Origin of the sequence: Pseudooceanicola sp. LIPI14-2-Ac024 (assembly GCF_042188925.1) — a bacterium.
In the GTDB taxonomy this organism is placed as follows: domain Bacteria; phylum Pseudomonadota; class Alphaproteobacteria; order Rhodobacterales; family Rhodobacteraceae; genus Pseudooceanicola.
In genome coordinates this window covers 188,568-207,498 of the sequence record NZ_CP170102.1, presented here as the reverse complement: position 1 = coordinate 207,498, position 18,931 = coordinate 188,568, and the positions used below count along the sequence as shown (strand labels likewise).

Below are 18,931 nucleotides of genomic sequence, written 5' to 3'. Positions count from 1 at the left end.
GCCGGCCGGCAAGGGAACGAGACGATGAACGCACGAGCTGACGACATGGAACAGGCCGCCCCGGTGGCCACCGCGGCCACCCCACCCGCCGAGAAGCCAAAGGGCAAGGGCCGGCGCCGCATGCTGATGATCTCGGTGCCGCTGGCACTGGCGGTGGTCGGGGGCGGCTACTGGCTGCTCGGCGGGCGCTACATCAGCACCGACAACGCCTATGTCCATCAGCCGATGATCAGCGTCTCGCCCGACGTCGCGGGCCGCGTGACCGAGGTGCTGGTGCACGAGAACCAGGTCATCGCCGCCGGCACCCCGCTGTTCCGGATCGACCCGACCGACTACCGCATCGCGCTCGACAATGCCGAGGCGCAGCTGGCCGCCGCCCGCCTGGCGGTCGAGCAGCAGCGCGCCGCCTATGCCACCGCCAATGCCCAGCTCGAAGCCGCGCGCGGCATCGAGGACGTGAAGAAACGCGAACTGGCCCGACAGGAGGAACTGACCTCGCGCGGGATCGGCTCGCAGGCCGCGCTGGACGAGGCGACGGTGGCCGCGCGCAGCGCCACGAACTCGGTCGCCGTGGCCCAGAGCCAGCTGGCCGCCGCCGCCGCCGCCCTCGGCGGCGACCCTGAGGCCGAGACCGACACCCTGCCCGCCGTCCGCGCGGCGCTGTCAGCCCGCGAGGCGGCCGAACGCAACCTTGCCCATACCGAAGTGAAATCGGCCACCGGCGGCACCGTCAGCCAGATCGAAAGCCTGAATGTGGGCCAGTTCATCTCGACCGGGTCGAGCATCGCCAAGCTGGTCGACAGCTCGGACACCTGGATCGAGGCGAACTTCAAGGAAACCCAGCTGGGCAAGCTGGTGCCCGGCCAGCGGGTCACCATCGAGGTCGACGCCTATCCCGACCTTGAGCTGAGCGGAGAGGTCGAAAGCTTCGGCTCGGCCACCGGGTCGCAGTTCTCGCTGATCCCGGCGCAGAACGCGACCGGCAACTGGGTCAAGGTCGTGCAACGGGTGCCGGTGCGCATCAAGCTGGACGAAGCGCCGGAGCTCGCCCTGCGCGACGGGATGAGCGTCAGCGTCTCGGTCGACACCGGCCATTCCCGCCTGGACGACCTCTGATGGCCGCCGCCGCCGATATCCCCGCCACGGGACCGGCGCTGTCGGCCCCCAAGCTGCAGGTCGCCTCGCGCGGGCTGCTGACCGCCTCGATCATGGTGGCGACGGTGATGCAGGTGCTCGACACCACCATCGCCAACGTCGCCCTGCCCCACATGGCGGCGAGCCTCAACGCCACCCAGGAGGAAATCACCTGGGTCCTGACCTCGTACATCGTCGCTTCGGCCATCGCCACGCCGCTCACCGGCTGGGCGGCGGACACGATGGGGCGGCGGCGGGTCTTCACCACCTGCATCGCGGGCTTCGTCTTTACCTCGGTTCTCTGCGGGCTGGCGACCTCCCTGCCCGAGATGGTGCTGTTCCGGATCTTTCAGGGCGTCTTTGGCGCCGCGCTGATCCCGCTGGCGCAGGCCGTCCTTCTCGACATCAACCCGCGGGAAAAGATCGGCCAGGCGATGGCGATCTACGGCGCCGGGATCATGGTGGGGCCGATCATCGGCCCGACCCTCGGCGGCTACCTGACCGAGATGTTCGACTGGCGCTACGTCTTCTTTATCAACCTGCCCGTCGGCATCATCGCCTTCCTCGGCGTCGCGGCCTTCATGCCGCGCGAAGAGACCCGGCGCCGCCGGTTCGACACGATGGGCTTTGCCTTCCTCGCCATCGCCGTCGGGTCGCTGCAGATGATGCTCGACCGGGGGCAGTCCGTGGGCTGGTTCGACTCCGTCGAGATCTGGATCTACGTGGGGCTGATGATCTCGGGGCTCTGGGCCTTCATCGTGCACTGCTGGGGCGCGGACGAGCCGTTTGTCGACCTTGCCATGTTCCGTGACCGCAACTTCGTCATGGGCCTGATCTTCATCTTCATCATCGGGATGACGCTCTTCTCGGGCCTCGCGCTCCTGCCGCCCCTGCTGCAGAAGCTGATGGGCTACCCGGTGATCGAGACCGGGCTCGTCATGGCGCCGCGCGGGGTCGGCACGATGGTGTCGATGATCCTCGTCGGCCGGTTGGTGGCACGTTTCGACGCCCGTGCCCTGGTGGTGTTCGGGCTGGCGATGACGGCGGGATCGCTCTGGCTGATGACGGGCTTCGAATCCGGGATGGATTCGCACCTGATCATCCTCTCAGGCGTGATGCAGGGCTTCGGCCTCGGCTTTGTCTTCGTGCCGCTGTCGACGCTGACCTTCGCCACCATCGCCCCGCACCTGCGCGGCGACGCCACCTCGATGTTCAGCCTGGTGCGGAATATGGGGTCGGGCGCGGGCATTTCGCTGGTGACGGCGGTGCTGGTGCGGATGACAACGGTGAACCACGAAGAGATCGCATCCACCCTCACCGCGCAGTCGTCCGCCGTGCGGGACGGGCTGCCGCAACTGCTGCAGGGCTCGCCGCTCTATGCCTACGTGGCCGACACGCTGGTGAACCAGCAGGCGGCGATGATCGGGTACATCGACAACTTCTTCCTGATGATGATCCTGACGGTGTCGGTGGTGCCGATCGTCCTGCTGCTGCGCAAGCCCTGAAGGCACGATGCCCGGGCCCCGGTCCGGGCGTCGGCCTGCCATCCGGCCCGGTTATCGGGCATCGCCCGCCGCACACGTTTTCGACGCCACGCCCCCTATGGCGCCCCTCCCCGGCCTCTGATACGTCGCGCCCATGCTACGCCTTGATGACATCTCCTATTCGGTTGCCGGCCGCCTGCTGATCGACCACGCTTCGGCCACCATCCCCGAGGGGCACAAGGTGGGCATCGTCGGCCGCAACGGCACCGGCAAGACCACCCTGTTCAAGATCATCCGGGGCGAACTGGCGCTCGACACCGGCGCGATCGGCCTGCCCCCGCGCGCGCGCATCGGTGGCGTCGCGCAGGAGGTGCCGGGCAACGAGGTGTCGCTGATCGACACGGTGCTGGCGGCCGACAAGGAACGCGCGTCCCTGATGGCCGAGGCCGAAACCGCCGAGGACCCGCACCGCATCGCCGAGATCCAGACCCGCCTGGCCGACATCGACGCCTGGGGCGCCGAGGCGCGGGCGGCCACGATCCTCAAGGGCCTTGGCTTCACCGACGCGGAACAGCGGATGCCCTGTTCGGCTTTCTCGGGCGGCTGGCGGATGCGCGTGGCGCTGGCGGCGGTCCTCTTCTCGGAACCCGACCTGCTGCTCCTCGACGAGCCGACCAACTACCTCGACCTCGAGGGCGCGCTGTGGCTGGAAAGCTACCTGGCAAAGTACCCGCATACCGTGCTGGTCATCAGCCACGACCGCGGCCTGCTGAACCGCGCCGTGGGGCATATCCTGCATCTCGAGGACAAGAAGCTCACGCTTTACACCGGCGGCTACGACACCTTTGCCCGCACCCGCGCGGCCAAGCTGGCGGTGGCGGAATCCGAGGCGACCAAGCAGGAGGCGCGGCGCGCGCACCTGCAGAGCTTCGTCGACCGGTTCAAGGCCAAGGCATCGAAGGCCAAGCAGGCCCAGTCCCGCGTCAAGGCGCTGGAAAAGATGACCCCGATCACCCGCCCGCAGGAGGCCGCGCTGCGCCGCTTCTCCTTCCCGCAGCCCGAGGAGCTGTCGCCGCCGATCCTGCGGACCGAGGGCGTCTCGGTCGGCTATGACGGCAAGGCTGTGCTGCGCAACCTTGACCTGCGCATCGACCAGGACGACCGCATCGCCCTGCTGGGCCGCAACGGCGAGGGCAAATCGACCCTGTCGAAGCTGCTGTCGGACCGGCTGAACGCGATGGACGGCCAGATCGTCAAGAGTTCCAAGCTGCGGATCGGCTTCTTTGCCCAGCACCAGGTCGAGGAACTGCACCTCGACGAGACGCCGATCGACCACGTCCGCCGCGAACGCCCTGACGAGGCGCCCGCCAAGCTGCGTGCGCGCCTGGCGGGCTTCGGCGTGGGCGCCGAGCAGGCCGAAACGCTGGTCGGAAAGCTGTCGGGCGGGCAGAAGGCACGGCTGTCGCTGCTGCTGGCGACGCTCGACGCGCCGCACATGCTGATCCTCGACGAACCGACAAACCACCTCGACATCGAGAGCCGCGAGGCGCTGGTCGAGGCGCTGACAGATTACACCGGCGCTGTGATCCTCGTGTCCCACGACATGCACCTGCTGAGCCTGGTCGCCGACCGGCTCTGGCTGGTCAAGGACGGCCGTGTCGCGCCCTATGACGGCGACCTGGAAAGCTACCGGCAGATGCTGCTGACGCCCGCCGCGCCGCCCAAGGCCGAGAAGGTGAAGGAAAAGCCGAAACGCGCCTCGCGCGAGCAGATCCTGGCCCTGCGGGCCGAGGTCCGCAAATGCGAGGAACGCGTCGGCAAGCTGGGCGAAATGGGCGACAAGCTGTCCACCAGGCTGGCCGATCCGGCGCTCTACGAGGACGACAAGGTCGGCGAGCTCGAGGTCTGGAACCGCAAGTATGCCGAGCTGCGCGAGGCGATGAGCCGGGCCGAGACGCTTTGGATGAGCGCGCTCGAAAAGCTCGAGGCGGCCGAGAACCCGGCGGCCTGACACCGGCGTTGACCTCGCGCCGCCCGCCGCGTGAGAATACCGCGAGGGTGCGCCACTTTTTTCCGGCCAGGACCGACGGAAGCGTATGCGCCGTCCGTATGACCCTCTGCGTATTGACCACTGCCGGAGGCCCCATGCCAATTTCCCCGCCCGTCCGCCCGATTTTGACTGCCCTCGTGACCCTGGGATGGATGGTGAACGCGGCCGTGGCGCAACCGGCGGGACCGCCGGGCATGGCCCTTGGCCCGACCGAGGTGGGCGTCGTCACGCTCGAAACCGCGAACGTGCCATTCTCGAACACCCTGCCGGGCCGGGCGGTGGCGTTCGAGGCAGTCGACATCCGCCCCCGCGTCGGCGGCGTGATCGCCGAGATCGTGTACGAGCCGGGCCGCACCGTGGCCGCGGGTGATGTCCTTTTCCGGATCGAGGACGACAGCTTCGAGGCGCAGCTGACCGCCGCCGAAGCCGAGGTCGCCCGCGCCGAGGCCGCGCTGGCCACCGCCGAACAGACCGTCACGCGCTACGAGCGGCTGGAAGGCGTCGGCGTGACCACCGAGACACTGGACAGCGCAAGGGTCGCGGTGCTGCAGGCGCAGGCCGATCTCAGCTCGGCCCGGGCGTCGCAGCAGGTCGCGCAGCTCGACCTCGACCGGACCGAGATCACCAGCCCGATCACCGGATATGCCGCCGTGCCGACGGTGTCGGTCGGGGCGCTGGTGACGGCGAACCAGACCGACGCGCTGACCACGGTGACCCGCCTGGACCCGATCTTCGTCGATGTCGAGGAATCGAGCCGCCGCTTTGCCCAGATCCGCAACCGGATGGAATCCGGGTCGCTCGAACGCGGCGGAGAGATCGACATCGCGCTCGAGCTGGAGACCGGAGAGACCTACAGCGGCAAGGGCACGCTCGTCTCGCCCGGTGCAACCGTGTCGACCACCACGGGCACCCGTCAGCTGCGGTTGCAGTTCGACAACCCCGAACGGCGGATCATGCCGGGCCAGTTCCTGCGGGTGGACATGACGCTCGGCACCAGCGAGGCGATCCTGGTGCCGCAGGGTGCGACCTCGCGCACCGCGGCGGGCGCATTGACCGCCTTTGTCGCGGTAGATGGCAGGGCCGAAGAGCGCACGCTGACCGACCAGGGCAGCTTTGAGAACGCCTGGGTCGTGACCGAAGGCGTCGCGGCGGGCGAACAGCTGATCGTCGACGGGCTGAGCAACCTTACCGACGGGGCCGAGGTGACGCCGGTGCCGGTGATCATCGGGGACGACGGCGTGCCGGTCCCGGCCGATGGCCGGTCCGAGGCCTTTGTCCGCCCCGGCAGCGCCCCGCCGGACGGGGCCTCGGCCGACCAGGACGGCGCGGCGACGGACGGGAACTGATCCATGGGCCGTTTCTTCATTCACCGCCCGGTCTTTGCCTGGGTGCTCGCCCTGATGACCATGCTGGCCGGGGCCTGGGCCTTCACCGCCCTGCCCGTGTCGCAGTACCCGGCCATCGCCCCGACCACGGTGCGCGTCTCGGCCACCTATTCCGGCGCCACGGCCAGCGCGGTTGAGAACTCGGTCACGCGCGTCATCGAGGACGCGATGACCGGGCTCGAGGGCATGATCTACATGACGGCCCGGTCTTCGCAGGGGTCGTCGTCGATCACGCTGACCTTCGACGACAGCGTCGATCCGGTCACCGCGCAGAACGACGTCCAGTCCAAGGTCAGCCGGGTCACCAGCCGCCTGCCCTCGGCCGTCCAGAGCAACGGCGTCGATGTCTCGCGATCCGACAGCTCGATCCTGCTGGTCGGGGCGCTGGTGGACACCACCGGGCGCTATTCGACGCTCGAGCTAGGCGACATCCTGTCGGAAACCGTCGAAGGCCCGATCCAGCGCACCGAGGGCGTCGGCGGCATCAACGCCTTCGGCTCGGGCTACGCGATGCGCATCTGGCTCGACCCGCTGTCGCTGGCCCGCTACCAGATGACGCCCACCGACGTGGTGACGGCGGTGCAGAACCAGAACACCACCGTTTCGGTCGGATCGCTGGGCGCGCAGCCAACCATCGAGGGGCAGCAGTTCACCGCCACCGTCACGGCCCAGAGCCAACTGTCCAGCGTCGAGCAGTTCGAACGCATCCTGCTGCGCACCGAGGAGGACGGCGGCATCGTCCGGCTGGCCGATGTCGCCCGGATCGAGATCGGTCAAGAAAGCTATGGCGGCGACTCGCGCTTCAACGGCCTGAACGCCGCGGGCTTCGGCGTGAACCTCGAAACCGGGGCCAATGCCGTGGACACGGCCAACGCGGTCAAGGCGACGATGGCGGGTCTTGCCAACGCGCTGCCCGAGGGGGTGGAGTTCCAGATTTCCTATGACACCTCGCCCTTTGTCGAGCTGTCGATCGAACAGGTCTACCACACCATCCTCGAGGCAATCGTGCTGGTCTTCCTCGTGCTGATCATCTTCCTGCAATCGTGGCGCGCGACGCTGATCCCGCTGATCGCGGTGCCGGTCGTCCTGCTCGGGACCTTCGCGGTGCTCTACGCCACCGGCTTCACCATCAACACGCTGACGATGTTCGCCATGGTGCTGGCGATCGGCCTCCTGGTCGACGACGCCATCGTTGTGGTCGAGAACGTCGAACGGATCATGGAGGAAGAAAAGCTCTCGGCGCGCGAGGCGACGGTCAAGAGCATGGGGCAAATCACCTCGGCCCTGCTGGGCATCAACGTGGTGCTGGCGGCGGTCTTCCTGCCGATGGCCTTTTTCGGCGGCTCGACCGGGGTGATCTATCGCCAGTTCTCGGTCACCATGGTCACCGCGATGACGCTGTCGCTCTTCGTGGCGCTGGTGCTCTCGCCGCCCATGTCGGCGCGGTTGCTGAAGCCCAAGCCGGAACAGGCCCGGTTTGCCCCGGCGCGCTGGTTCAACACCGGCATGGACCGGTTCCGCGACGGCTATGCCGATGCCGTCCGGTTCACCCTGCGCGCGCCGCTGGTGATCCTGCTGGTGCTTGGCGTGATCCTCGGCGGAGCCTGGGCGATGTTCCAGAGGATCGACAGCTCGTTCATCCCGTCCGAGGATCAGGGCGTGCTGATGACGATGATCTCGCTGCCCGAGGGCGCAACCTCGCAGCAGACGCTGGCCGAGGTGAAGAAGGTCGAGGCCTACCTGCTCGACGAGGAATCCGAGGCGGTCGAGGCGACCTTCGTGGCGCTTGGCTTCGGCTTTGGCGGCAGCGGGCAGAACAACGCGATGGTCTTCGTCAAGCTGCGTGATTTCGACACCCGCGAGGGGCGCGACGACCTGTCGGCCGAGGCGGTGGCGGGACGCGCCAACCAGGCCTTCGCGGCCAGCCGCGCGGGCACCATCCGCGTGATGCAACCGCCCGCCATCCAGGGCATGGGCAACACCGGCGGGTTCACGATGTACCTGATCGACCAGGCCGGCAACGGGACCGAGGCGATGATCGCCGCCGCCGAGGAACTGGTCGAACTGGCCGGCCAGGACGCCCGGCTGTCGAACGTCGATGCCCGCGGCACCGACCAGGACAGCGCACTCAGGATCGACATCGACCAGGAGAAGGCCGAGAGCCTCGGCGTCTCGCTGTCGAGCGTGAACAGCATGCTGTCGGTGATCTTCTCGGGCTCCGAGGTGAACGACTTCGTGCTCGGCTCCTCGCTCCGGCCGGTCATCGTGCAGGCCGCCGCCGAACACCGGATGCAGCCCGAGGACATCCTGTCGTGGTATGCTACCAATGCGAGCGGAGAGATGGTGCCGTTCAGCGCCTTCATGACCACAAGCTGGGAACCGGTGCAGCCCTCGCTGCAGCGCTACGGCGGGACCGCGGCGCTCGAGGTCTCGGGCCAGGCCGCCGACGGCACCAGCTCCGGCGCGGCGATGGACGCGATGGAGGCGCTGGTGGCCGACATGGACGGCGGGTACGGCGTGGCCTGGACCGGGATCAGTTACCAGGAGCAGCAGTCAGGCGACCAGGCGCCGCTGCTCTACGCGATCTCGGCGCTGGTGATCTTTCTCGCGCTGGCGGCGCTCTACGAAAGCTGGACGATCCCGTTCTCGGTCATGCTGGCGGTGCCGGTGGGGGTGCTGGGCGCCCTGCTCGCCGCCTATTTCCTGGGCCAGTCGAACGACGTCTACTTCAAGGTGGGGATGCTGACGACCATCGGCCTCGCCGCGCGGAACGCGATCCTGATCGTCGAGTTCGCCGAAGAGCTCAGGCGCGAGGGCCGGACCATCGCCGAGGCGGCGACCGAGGCCGCGCAGCTGCGGCTGCGGCCGATCCTGATGACCGCGCTAACCTTCATCCTGGGCGTGCTGCCGCTGGCCGTCGCGAGCGGTGCGGGCGCCGCGGCACAGAACGCCATCGGCATCGGGGTGATCGGGGGGATGCTGGCCTCGACCTTCATCGGCATCTTCATGGTCCCGGCGCTCTACGTGCTGATCATGCGGCTGACCCGCCGGCGCGGCGATGCCGCGGCATCCGGCACGGCCTGACATCGGCACGGGCCTGACGGCCCGTGCCCCTTCCCCTCGGGGCGCATTCCGTGTTCCATAAGCCCGGATGGACACCGGATTTTTCATAACCGCCTTCGTCACCCTCTTCGTGATCATCGATCCGGTGGGGCTGACACCGCTGTTCGCCGCCCTGACCCAGGGCGACCCGGAAAGCCATCGCCGCGCCGTGGGGCTCAGGGCCTGCCTCGTCGCGCTCTTCATCCTCGCGCTCTTCACCTTCTTCGGCGAGGCGGTGCTGGGCTTCGTCGGCATCTCGATGCCGGCGTTCCGGATCGCGGGGGGATCCTCCTGTTCCTCACCGCGCTCGACATGCTGTTCCAGCGCCGGACCAAGCGCCGCGCCGACCAGGCCGAGGAGGCCGAGGAAGAGGACCGCGACGACCCGTCGGTCTTTCCGCTGGCCATCCCGCTGATCGCCGGGCCCGGCGCCATCGCCTCGGTCATCCTGCTTGCGGGGCGCAACCCGGGGCTGACCGGCAGCCTGGCCACCCTCGCCGTCGCGGCGGCGGTGCTCGTGGTGGTCTACGCGCTCTTCCTGACCGCGGGCCTGTTCGAACGGCTGCTGGGGCAGACCGGCATCAACGTGGTGACCCGGCTCCTCGGGATGCTGCTGGCGGCGCTGTCGGTGCAGTTCGTCCTCGACGGGCTGACCGCCTTCGGCATCGCCGGCTGAACCCTCGCAGATCGCCGCGCCCCGCCCTATATCCCTGACAGGAAACCGGAGAACCCGATGTCGTCGATCCAGTTCGGAAGCCTCTTCTACCTTGTCATGCTGGCGGTCTTCATCGGCGGCACGCTGGTGGTGTCCTATCGCGGTCGCCGCGGGACGATGTTCCAGCACGCGGCGATCTGGGGGCTGATCCTGCTCGGCACGGTCGCGGCCATCGGGCTCTGGGGCGACATCCGGCACACCGTGGTCCCGGTGCAGCGGGTGCAGAACGGCGTGATCGAGGTGCCGCGCTCGAACGACGGGCATTACTACCTGACCGCCGAGATCAACGGCACGCCGATCCGCATGATCGTCGACACCGGCGCAACCGACATGGTGCTGCGCCACGAGGACGCCGAGAAGGCGGGGATCGACCTGAACGGGCTGCGCTACTTCGGATCGGCCAAGACCGCGAACGGCGCGGTGCGGATCGCGCCCGTCACGCTCGACAGCGTCACGCTGGGCCCGGTGACCGACGAGGGCTTCCGCGCCTTCGTCAGCGAGGGCGAGATGCCGGGATCGCTGATGGGCATGACCTACCTGCAGCAGTTCTCGCGGATGTCGTTCGAGAACGGGGCGCTGGTGCTGGAGCGGTAGGTGTGGGGCGGAGCGCCCCGGGTGGAAGGCAACCCACCCCGGTGACAAACCATAAACGGGCCAGGCGGGTATCCCCGCCCGGGCCCTGTGCCGCCTAGGCTTTCATCCCCAGTTTCTTCAACCGGTTTTCCCGCAGCCGGGCGAAATCGTCGCCGGCGTGGTAGGACGACCGCGTCAGCGGCGAGGCCGAGACCATCAGGAAGCCCTTGTTGTAGGCCGCCTTCTCGTAGCTCGCGAATTCCTCGGGCGTGACGAACCGGTCGACCGCGTGGTGTTTCGGCGTCGGCTGCAGGTACTGCCCGATGGTCAGGAAATCGATGTCGGCGGCGCGCATGTCCTCCATCACCTGGATGACCGACTGCCGGTCCTCACCCAGGCCCACCATGATGCCCGACTTGGTGAACATCGTGGGATCGAGCTCCTTCACACGCTGCAGCAGCCGCAGCGAATGGAAGTAGCGCGCGCCGGGCCGCACCTCGGGGTAGAGGCCGGGCACGGTTTCGAGGTTGTGGTTGAAGACGTCGGGCTTCGCGGCGACGACCGTCTCAAGCGCCTCGGGACCGCAGCGGATGAAGTCGGGCGTCAGGATCTCGATCGTGGTGCCGGGGGACCGGTGCCGCACGGCGCGGATGGTCTGGGCGAAATGCTCGGCCCCGCCGTCCTCGACATCGTCGCGGTCGACCGAGGTGATGACCACGTGGTTCAGGCCCAGCTTCTGCACGGCGTCGGCGACGCGGCCCGGCTCGAACACGTCGAGCGCCTCGGGCGGCTTGCCGGTGGCGATGTTGCAGAAGGTGCAGGCACGGGTGCAGACCTCGCCCATGATCATCATGGTGGCGTGGCCCTGGCTCCAGCATTCGCCGACGTTGGGACAGCCCGCCTCTTCGCAGACCGTGGTCAGGCGATGCTCGCGCATGATGTTGCGGGTGTCGAAATAGCCCTTGGATGTCGGCGCCTTCACCCGGATCCAGTCCGGTTTCTTGGGCTGGGCGTTGTCGGGCCGATGGGCCTTTTCTGGGTGCCGCTGTGCGGGGATCTTGAGGTCGCGCATGCTCCGCCTCCGGTCGTGTCGCCGTGCGTTTAACATAGGCGGGCCGCAACGCAAGCGCCAGTGCCGCAGGCCCGCCCTGTGTGGCACGCAGAACTCTGCCCGGATTTCCGGCGGTTGGGGGGTCAGCGGGCCGGCGGCACCGCGTCGCGGGCCTGCCCGACGATCAGGTCGCCGACCTCGCCCAGGATCGCGGCGAGGGCCGAGAACCAGCCGTCGTCCCGGCTGGTCGCGCGGCGGACGAGGCCGATCTGCCGCGCGGGTTCGGGGGCCGAGAAACGCGTCACCGCCATGCCCGGCGCCGCCGCCATCTCGGCGGCCAGCGCGATTTCCGGCAGCAGCGTCAGGCCGAAGCCCGCCGCCACCAGCCGCGACAGCGTGGCCAGCGACGAGGCGCCCATGTTGATCTGCGCGTTGCCCCGGCCTCGGCCGCAGACCTCGAGCGCCTGGTCGGTCAGGCAATGCCCGTCCTCCAGCAGCAGAAGCTGCCCCGGCGCGATCTCGGTCGGGCGCATCGGCTCGGCGCGGGTGCCGAGCGAGGCCAGCCGCGCCTCTGTCCCCGCCAGCAGGAACCGGTCCTCGAAGAGCGGAACAGAGACCAGCCCCTCGCCTTCGACCGGCAGCGCCATCAGCGCCGCGTCAAGCCGCCCGGAGGCAAGGTCCGACAGCAGGCGGGCGGTCTTGCCTTCGCTCACCTGCACGTCGAGCGACAGGTCCCGCGCCCGCAGCGCGGCCAGCGCCCCGGGCAGGATGTAGGGTGCCAACGTCGGGATGATCCCCAGCGACAACTGCCCTGCCAGCCCCTCGCGCCAGCGGGCGTCCTCCTCCATCTGGGCAACCTGCGACAGGACCGCCTCGGCATGGGTCAGCATCCGCCGGCCGAACGGCGTCAGCACCGCGCGACGCGGCTGGCGTTCGATCAGCGGCGCCCCCAGAGACGCCTCGAGTTCGCGGATTTGCGCCGACAGCGCGGGCTGCGAGACATGCACCACATCCGCCGCACGGCCGAAATTCTGTTGCTCGGCCAAGGCCTTGAAATAAGCGAGTTGTCGGAGGGTGACGGCCATAGGTTTTGATTATCAAAACCCCCGAGAAATTCAAATGGAAACTATCGCGGCGTCAGCCGTTGGCCCTTCAGCCACAGCAGCCACAAGGAGCCTTCCCATGTCCAAGAAGCTGACCACCACCGCCGGCGCACCGATGCCGACGAACGAACACAGCCTGACCACCGGCCAGCGCGGCCCGGTCCTGCTGCAGGACTACCAGCTGATCGAGAAGCTCGCCCACCAGAACCGCGAACGCATTCCCGAGCGCCCCGTGCACGCCAAGGGCTGGGGCGCCTTCGGCACCTTCACGGTGACCCACGACATCACGAAATACACTCGCGCCAGGATCTTCTCGGAGGTCGGCAAGCAGACCGAGGTGCTGTCGCGCTGGTCCACCGTGGCGGGCGAACAGGGCGCGGCGGATGCCGAACGCGACGTTCGGGGCTTTTCGCTGAAGTTCTACACCGAGGACGGCAACTGGGACATGGTGGGCAACAACACCCCCGTCTTCTTCGTGCGCGACGCCTACAAGTTCCCCGACTTCATCCGCACGCAGAAACGCCACCCGGTCACCAACCTCCGCTCGCCCGAAGCGATGTTCGATTTCTGGGCGGCCCAGCCCGAGTTGGTGCACCAGGTCACCATCCTGATGTCGGATCGGGGCATTCCCACCAACCCCGCCCACATGAACGGCTATGGCAGCCACACCTATTCGTTCTGGAACGACGCGGGCGAACGGTTCTGGGTCAAGTTCCACTTCAAGACCCAGCAGGGCCACAGGCACCACACCAATGCCGAGGCCGAGACGCTGATCGGCAAGACGCGCGAGAGCTACCAGGAAGACCTCTACAACATGATCGACGAGGGGCGGTTTCCGAAATGGACGCTCTTCATCCAGGTGATGAACGAAGAGGATGCCGCGAAGCAGCCTTTCAATCCCTTTGACCTGACCAAGGTCTGGCCGCACGGAGACTTCCCTCTGATCGAGGTCGGCGAGCTGGAGTTCAACCGCAACCCCGACAACTACTTCATCTACGTCGAGAACGCGGCCTATGCGCCGTCGAACATCGTGCCCGGGATTTCCTGGAGCCCCGACAAGATGCTGCAGGCGCGGATCTTCTCGTACGCCGACGCGCACCGCTACCGCCTCGGCACGCATTACGAACAGCTGCCCGCGAACCAGGCCAAGGCGGCCGAGGTGCATTTCTATCACAAGGACGGTGCGATGCGGTTCTTTCCGCAGAAGACCGGGCACCCGGACGCCTATTACGAGCCGAACCAGTACGAAGAGGCCGCGCGCCCCGATCCCTCGGTGCAGGAGCCCCCGCTCAGGATCGATGGCGACGCCGACCGTTATGCGCAGGACGACCCGGATGCCGACTATGTCCAGCCCCGTGCGCTCTATGCCGAGGTGCTGAACGACGAGGAACGGCATCGCCTGCACCACAACATGGCCGCGGCCATGGGCCCGTGCTCGGACCCGGTGAAGGAACGCTGGTACGCGGTGCTGGAACGGGTGCATCCCGACTATGCCGCGGGGGTGCGCAAGGCGGTCGAAGAGGAAGGCGACGTCAACGCCGTCCCGGTGACCGAAGAGACGCCGACCAAGGCGGCCGAATGAGCCATGGCAGGCAGGGGGCGGTCACGTCCCCTGCCCCTCTGCCGGCGATCAGCTGTGGTGGCCGCACTGGGTTTCGATATGCACGGTCTGCCCCTCGGCACTGTCGCGGGTCAGGAAATGGTACATGTGGCCGCCTTCCACGGGCGCCGCGACCCAGACGATCGGGCCGAGCGTGACGGTCCAGACGCTGAATTCGACCAGCTCCGGCGTGTCGCCCGCCGCGGCCCGCGTCACCCACCGGCCCGCACCGCTGAAGTTGTCGGCGGGGCGAAGGCCGCCGGGGATGATGCGCTTGCCCTTGGCGGTCAGGCTGCCGTCAGCCCCGATCCGCATCTCGAGCTCGAGGCCGTAGTTTTCCTTGGGATCGTCCGAGCGCGATTCCACCGTGCAGGTCCAGGTGCCGGGCAAGTCCACGGGCTGCGCCCGCGGACCGGGCGCCAGCGAGAGGAACAGGAGGAGACTCATCGCGGTATTGTACATGGTACAGGATGCTAGATCCGCACGCGGCCGTGACCAAGCGAATAAAACGGTCATTCGAAACTTGCATTTGACCCGGTGCGCCGTTGCCAGAGCACGGTTGTGCGCGGCGCGGCAGGTCCTAGGGTAAGACGACGCCAGCCAGCCACGGAGCCCGCCCGCATGACCGCCGCCGACACCGCCCCGCCCGGGCCCGCCCGCCGCATGAGCCGCCTGCAGAAATACCTGCGCCAGCTGGTCTACGGCGGCAACGACGGGATCGTCACGACATTCGCCACCGTCGCCGGGTTCGCCGGCTTCGCTGGGACCGAGGCCGATGGCGTGGCGCAGATCGGCGGAGTGGCGGTGCTGGTCTTCGGGCTTGCCAACCTCTTTGCCGACGGCGTCTCGATGGGGCTGGGCGAATACCTCTCGGGCCATTCCGAGGACGAGCTACATGCCCGCCGCCGCCAGGCCGAGCTTGCGGCCATCACCCAGGACCCGGAGGGCGAAAGCCGCGCCACCGCCGGGATGCTGGCGGCCCGCGGTCTGCCGGCGGCGGACGCCGCCCGGATCGCCGAGATCCTGCGCCCGCATCCCGGCATGATGGCCGACCTGCGCATGGCCTATGCAGGCATGTTTACCGGCGACGGCGACAACCCGGCGGTGAACGGCGGCTTCACCTTCCTCAGCTTCCTCGCCTTCGGCTTCGTGCCGTTGATCCCCTACATCCTGATGGAACCGACGCAGACGACCTTCTACTGGTCGCTCGCCGCCACCTTCACCTCGCTCTTCGCGCTTGGCCTTCTGCGCTGGCGCGCGACCGAGGAACGCTTTGCCCGCTCGGTCGGCGAGACGATGACCGTGGGCGCAGTCTGCGCGGCGGTGGCGTTCCTTGTCGGGCGGATGGTCGGGGGCTGATCGCCCCCGCCCGGCCCTGCCGCGTCAGCCAGTCAGCCGATCAGCCCGCCGTCGTGGCCCAGGCTGTCGTAATGCTGGCGCAGCCGTTCCAACGCGATGCGCAGGACGATCTTGCCCGACCGCGCCGACCATCCCATGGTCTTCTCCGCCGTCTCCAGCCCCTGCTGGTAGCAGCAGCAGCGCAGCACCACGTCGCCCAGCCCCGGGCCAAGCGCCTTGAGCGCCCCCGCGACCCGTTCCCGCGCGCCCTCGGCGCCGCGCAGGTGCCCGTCGGCACCGGGCCGGTCATCGACCCCGGCCACGAGGAAGCGATCCCAATTCTGGGTGACGCGCGGCGCCATCTGGGCCAGTTCGAAATCCTCGGCCAGCCGTTCCCCCGCCCGCACCAGCGAGCCGTCGAGGAACGGCTTGCCGTCCCGGTCGCGCCGCCGCGCCAGCATGGCGACCGGGGTGTCGGCGGTGCCGTACCGCACCCGGCGGCGGGCGCTGGCGTCCTCGTCATCCTCGGCCTCGTCCCCGGCCCCGCAGAGCGCCTCGGCCACGTGCACGAAGCCGCGCGGCGCCTCGGACAGGCCCGGCCGCGCAAAGCGGTCGGCCTGGACCATCAGTCGGTTCAGTTCGGCCCGGCCAGCGGGGGTGATGGTGTAGCGCGCGACCCGGCCCGGCGCGTCGCAGGCGATCCAGTCCTTCAGCGCCATCGCCTGCGCCACCGCGCGGTCGAGCACGGCCAGCCGTTCGGTCGCCCCGCCCGGCCCGTCCCGCACCACGACGGCCTTTTCCATGTCGGCGGCCACGGCCAGAACCGCGCCGGGTTCGCACAGGCGGCGCAGGACGCGCTGCGCCTCGTGCCGCAGCTCGGCGGCGTTCGGCAGGGATTCATCTTGTACCGGCTGGTGTATGGTCATCGCTTCTGGCTCCTTGTCCGATGGACGGGCGGAGCGGCGGAAGGCGATGCGGCCGAGCCCGGTCAGGACCTCGTCCACGAGGATGTCGTCACGCAGGTTCTCGACCCGCCGGATCTGACGCAGCACGGTCGAGGCATGGCAGCCGGACTTGCGGGCAAGTGCCCGGATCGACTGACCGTCTTCGGTGTGAGCGAGATAGCGAAGTGCAGCCTCCGGCACCCAGGACGGGACCGTCCAGGCTTCCGGGTCGGCCGGAACGGTTCCCGGCATGACAAAAAATCCTTTCCCCGGCCGTTGTCCGGCCCGTGTTCTTATCCCCAAAAGCGCGCACAGCGTAGCGAGGGATAAGTTTCTCAATGGTTAATGGTTAACCATTCCCAACATCATTGTTCTCAATGGATAAACTTGTCTGACCACATCGTGCGGCGGGTCGGCGGGACGCAACACCCGGTGCACGTGTGTAGGGTTCGGCCTTTTCCGGCGGATGCGTTCCGCCCGCTGAAGGAGACGCCGATGCAGGATGTCCTGACCCGCCTGGAAACCATGCGCCGCCCGCCGCTGCTGCTGCAGGCCGCGCGGATCGCCGCGGCCGAATACCGGCGCGAGCGGACGCTGCCACGCTTCTTCGGCCTGGCCGCCCTGCCGCGCCCGGCCGAGGCGTTGGTGCAGTTGATCGAGATCGAGGGGTGGCATGACGACGGCCGCCGCGCGGGCGACGCGGCCTATTCGGTCATTCGCCACGTCGAGGCGATGACCGCGCTCCTCGGCGAAGCGCAGATCCTGCAGGAGGCACGGGCGGCGCAGCTGGCGGGCGCCTGAGGCCCGCAACGGCACCTCAGACGAAGGCGTCCGGCATCTCGGCCTTGCGGCGGGCGACGAAGGCGGCCAGCGCCTCGGCGATCGCGGGGTCGAGCGCGGGCTGCTGGTAGGCCGCCAAAAGCTTCTCGACCCGGATGGCCGCCAGCGCCTGCGTGTCGCGGGCGCCCTCTTCCTCCCAGGTTTCGAAGGGCTTGTAGTCCAGCACCTCGGTCCGCCAGAACGCGGACTTGAAATTCGCCTGCGTGTGCGCGCAGCCGAGGAAGTGACCGCCCGGCCCGACCTCGCGCAGGGCATCCATCGCCTGCGCGTTCTCGTCCATCGCCACGCCCTGCGCCATCTTGTGCAACGCGCCCAGCTGGTCGGCATCCATCACGAACTTCTCGAACGACGACACCAGCCCGCCCTCGAGCCAGCCGCAGGCGTGCAGCATGAAGTTCACCCCGCCCAGAAGCGCCGCGTTCAGCGTATTGGCCGTTTCATAGGCCGCCTGCGCATCCGGCAGCTTCGACCCGCAGAGCCCACCACCAGATCGGAATGGCAGGTTCATCCGCCGCGCCAGCTGACCCGCGCCATAGAGGATCTGCGACGCCTCGGGCGTGCCGAAGGTGGGCGCGCCGGAGTTCATGTCGATCGAGGTCACGAAGGCGCCGAAGATCACCGGCGCGCCGGGACGGACCAGCTGCGAATAGGCCACGCCCGCCAGCACCTCGGCCAGCACCTGGGTCAGGGTGCCCATGACCGAGACCGGCGCCATCGCACCGCCGACGATGAAGGGGCTGATGATCGCCGCCTGCATATTCGCGGCATAAACCTCGAGCGCACCCATCATCGTGTCGTCGAAGGTAAGGGGCGAGTTGATGTTGATGAGCGAGGTCATCACCGTGTTCTCGGCCACGAAGCCCTCGCCAAAGAGGATCTTGCACATGTCGACCGAATCCTGCGCCCGGCTGGGTTCGGTGACCGATCCCATGAAAGGCTTGTCGGTCAGCGTCATGTGGGCCGCGACCATGTCGAGGTGACGCTTGTTCACCGGCACGTCCGTCGGTTCGCAGACCGTGCCGCCGGAATGGTGCAGCCACTTTGCCATGTGCCCCAGCTTCACGAACTTCTCGAAATCCGCCATCGTCGCATAGCGGCGGACGCTGCCCTCGCGCACGAAGGGCGGGCCATAGACCGGGGCGAGGACAAGGTTCTTCCCGCCGATCTCGACCGATTTCTCGGGGTTGCGGGCGTGCTGGGTGAACGACGACGGCGCCGTGCCACAGAGCTTTCGTGCCAGTCCGCGCGGGATGCGCACGCGTTCGCCGGTGATGTCGGCCCCGGCCTCGCGCCAGCGATCGAGCGCGGCGGGGTTGTTCACGAAGTTCACCCCGATCTCTTCCAGCACCGTCTCGGCGTTGTGCTCGATGATCTGGAGCGCCTCTTCGCCGAGAAGCTCCATGTTGGGGATGTTGCGTTCGATGAACCGTGCGGTTTCGATGTTCACCGCCGTGCGTTCTGCCCGACGCGCGGCTCCGCCGCCGCTCCGTGCCTTGCGCCGTGCGCCTGCTTCGCTCATGTCCGGCCCTTTCACTGCGGGCCGAAACGGATCGGCCCCTTGGCGAGTGTCATAGCCGCTCGGGGGTCATCGGCTCGGATCATTTGCGGCGGTC

Annotated in this window: 14 protein-coding genes and 1 pseudogene; 10 read left to right on the top strand and 5 right to left on the bottom strand. The window is 68.2% G+C overall.

The annotated features are described in order from the left end of the window. Window positions 1-24: 24 nt before the first annotated feature. The 7 genes and pseudogenes from ACE2AC_RS00975 (at window position 25) to ACE2AC_RS00945 (ending at window position 10,463) form a co-directional block, all read left to right on the top strand. Complete coding sequence (locus ACE2AC_RS00975) at window positions 25-1,116, top strand: HlyD family secretion protein (protein WP_375690273.1); 1,092 nt, start codon at window positions 25-27, stop codon at window positions 1,114-1,116. Then, window positions 1,116-2,639 (top strand): DHA2 family efflux MFS transporter permease subunit, encoded by a 1,524-nt coding sequence (locus ACE2AC_RS00970; RefSeq protein ID WP_375690272.1) that lies wholly within the window; start codon window positions 1,116-1,118, stop codon window positions 2,637-2,639. The genes ACE2AC_RS00975 and ACE2AC_RS00970 overlap by 1 nt, the downstream gene beginning before the upstream one ends. Before the next feature lie 133 nt (window positions 2,640-2,772). After that, window positions 2,773-4,629 (top strand): ABC-F family ATP-binding cassette domain-containing protein, encoded by a 1,857-nt coding sequence (locus ACE2AC_RS00965; RefSeq protein WP_375690271.1) that lies wholly within the window; start codon window positions 2,773-2,775, stop codon window positions 4,627-4,629. A gap of 176 nt (window positions 4,630-4,805) precedes the next feature. After that, a complete protein-coding gene (locus tag ACE2AC_RS00960; RefSeq protein WP_375690270.1) occupies window positions 4,806-6,014 on the top strand; it encodes an efflux RND transporter periplasmic adaptor subunit in 1,209 nt (402 codons plus the stop codon). A 3-nt stretch (window positions 6,015-6,017) separates the two neighbouring features. Continuing rightward, window positions 6,018-9,137, top strand: coding sequence for a multidrug efflux RND transporter permease subunit (locus ACE2AC_RS00955; protein WP_375690269.1), 3,120 nt, complete (start codon window positions 6,018-6,020; stop codon window positions 9,135-9,137). Window positions 9,138-9,204: 67 nt separating this feature from the next. Next, window positions 9,205-9,830: pseudogene (locus ACE2AC_RS00950) on the top strand (MarC family protein). A 57-nt stretch (window positions 9,831-9,887) separates the two neighbouring features. Then, window positions 9,888-10,463, top strand: coding sequence for a TIGR02281 family clan AA aspartic protease (locus ACE2AC_RS00945; RefSeq protein ID WP_375690268.1), 576 nt, complete (start codon window positions 9,888-9,890; stop codon window positions 10,461-10,463). 94 nt (window positions 10,464-10,557) lie between these two features. Here the strand turns inward: ACE2AC_RS00945 and lipA are convergent, their stop codons facing one another. Continuing rightward, window positions 10,558-11,514 carry a lipoyl synthase gene (gene lipA, locus ACE2AC_RS00940; RefSeq protein WP_375690267.1) on the bottom strand — a complete coding sequence of 319 codons (957 nt, stop codon included), beginning with the start codon at window positions 11,512-11,514 and terminating at the stop codon, window positions 10,558-10,560. Between the two features lie 122 nt (window positions 11,515-11,636). Continuing rightward, window positions 11,637-12,578, bottom strand: coding sequence for a LysR substrate-binding domain-containing protein (locus ACE2AC_RS00935; protein WP_375690266.1), 942 nt, complete (start codon window positions 12,576-12,578; stop codon window positions 11,637-11,639). A gap of 97 nt (window positions 12,579-12,675) precedes the next feature. Here ACE2AC_RS00935 and ACE2AC_RS00930 point away from each other — a divergent pair, with 97 nt between their 5' ends. After that, complete coding sequence (locus ACE2AC_RS00930) at window positions 12,676-14,178, top strand: catalase (RefSeq protein WP_375690265.1); 1,503 nt, start codon at window positions 12,676-12,678, stop codon at window positions 14,176-14,178. 48 nt (window positions 14,179-14,226) lie between these two features. On the opposite strand, the gene ACE2AC_RS00925 is transcribed toward ACE2AC_RS00930, so the two are convergent. Further along, on the bottom strand, window positions 14,227-14,643 hold the full coding sequence (locus ACE2AC_RS00925; RefSeq protein ID WP_375690264.1) for a hypothetical protein: 417 nt from the start codon (window positions 14,641-14,643) through the stop codon (window positions 14,227-14,229). 174 nt (window positions 14,644-14,817) lie between these two features. On the opposite strand from ACE2AC_RS00925, the gene ACE2AC_RS00920 reads away from it, so the two are divergent. Further along, the gene (locus ACE2AC_RS00920) at window positions 14,818-15,555 is read left to right on the top strand and encodes a VIT1/CCC1 transporter family protein (RefSeq protein ID WP_375690263.1); all 738 of its coding nucleotides are present in this window, start codon (window positions 14,818-14,820) and stop codon (window positions 15,553-15,555) included. 32 nt (window positions 15,556-15,587) lie between these two features. Here ACE2AC_RS00920 and ACE2AC_RS00915 read toward each other — a convergent pair whose 3' ends face one another. Next, the gene (locus ACE2AC_RS00915) at window positions 15,588-16,730 is read right to left on the bottom strand and encodes a DUF6456 domain-containing protein (RefSeq protein WP_375690262.1); all 1,143 of its coding nucleotides are present in this window, start codon (window positions 16,728-16,730) and stop codon (window positions 15,588-15,590) included. A 243-nt stretch (window positions 16,731-16,973) separates the two neighbouring features. On the opposite strand from ACE2AC_RS00915, the gene ACE2AC_RS00910 reads away from it, so the two are divergent. Next, window positions 16,974-17,279, top strand: coding sequence for a DUF6477 family protein (locus ACE2AC_RS00910; protein WP_375690261.1), 306 nt, complete (start codon window positions 16,974-16,976; stop codon window positions 17,277-17,279). Window positions 17,280-17,295: 16 nt separating this feature from the next. Here the strand turns inward: ACE2AC_RS00910 and ACE2AC_RS00905 are convergent, their stop codons facing one another. Then, window positions 17,296-18,837: a trimethylamine methyltransferase family protein gene (locus ACE2AC_RS00905; RefSeq protein WP_375690260.1), complete on the bottom strand. Its 1,542-nt coding sequence runs from the start codon at window positions 18,835-18,837 to the stop codon at window positions 17,296-17,298. Between the last annotated feature and the right edge of the window lie 94 nt (window positions 18,838-18,931).

Excerpts from the sequence above, each read along its gene's own strand:
- ACE2AC_RS00975 (WP_375690273.1), top strand. The coding sequence starts at position 25 with ATGAACGCACGAGCTGACGACATGGAACAGGCCGCCCCGGTGGCCACC.
- ACE2AC_RS00970 (WP_375690272.1), top strand. The coding sequence starts at position 1,116 with ATGGCCGCCGCCGCCGATATCCCCGCCACGGGACCGGCGCTGTCGGCC.
- ACE2AC_RS00965 (WP_375690271.1), top strand. The coding sequence starts at position 2,773 with ATGCTACGCCTTGATGACATCTCCTATTCGGTTGCCGGCCGCCTGCTG.
- ACE2AC_RS00955 (WP_375690269.1), top strand. The coding sequence starts at position 6,018 with ATGGGCCGTTTCTTCATTCACCGCCCGGTCTTTGCCTGGGTGCTCGCC.
- ACE2AC_RS00945 (WP_375690268.1), top strand. The coding sequence starts at position 9,888 with ATGTCGTCGATCCAGTTCGGAAGCCTCTTCTACCTTGTCATGCTGGCG.
- lipA (WP_375690267.1), bottom strand. The coding sequence starts at position 11,514 with ATGCGCGACCTCAAGATCCCCGCACAGCGGCACCCAGAAAAGGCCCAT.
- ACE2AC_RS00935 (WP_375690266.1), bottom strand. The coding sequence starts at position 12,578 with ATGGCCGTCACCCTCCGACAACTCGCTTATTTCAAGGCCTTGGCCGAG.
- ACE2AC_RS00930 (WP_375690265.1), top strand. The coding sequence starts at position 12,676 with ATGTCCAAGAAGCTGACCACCACCGCCGGCGCACCGATGCCGACGAAC.
- ACE2AC_RS00925 (WP_375690264.1), bottom strand. The coding sequence starts at position 14,643 with ATGAGTCTCCTCCTGTTCCTCTCGCTGGCGCCCGGTCCGCGGGCGCAG.
- ACE2AC_RS00920 (WP_375690263.1), top strand. The coding sequence starts at position 14,818 with ATGACCGCCGCCGACACCGCCCCGCCCGGGCCCGCCCGCCGCATGAGC.
- ACE2AC_RS00915 (WP_375690262.1), bottom strand. The coding sequence starts at position 16,730 with ATGCCGGGAACCGTTCCGGCCGACCCGGAAGCCTGGACGGTCCCGTCC.
- ACE2AC_RS00910 (WP_375690261.1), top strand. The coding sequence starts at position 16,974 with ATGCAGGATGTCCTGACCCGCCTGGAAACCATGCGCCGCCCGCCGCTG.
- ACE2AC_RS00905 (WP_375690260.1), bottom strand. The coding sequence starts at position 18,837 with ATGAGCGAAGCAGGCGCACGGCGCAAGGCACGGAGCGGCGGCGGAGCC.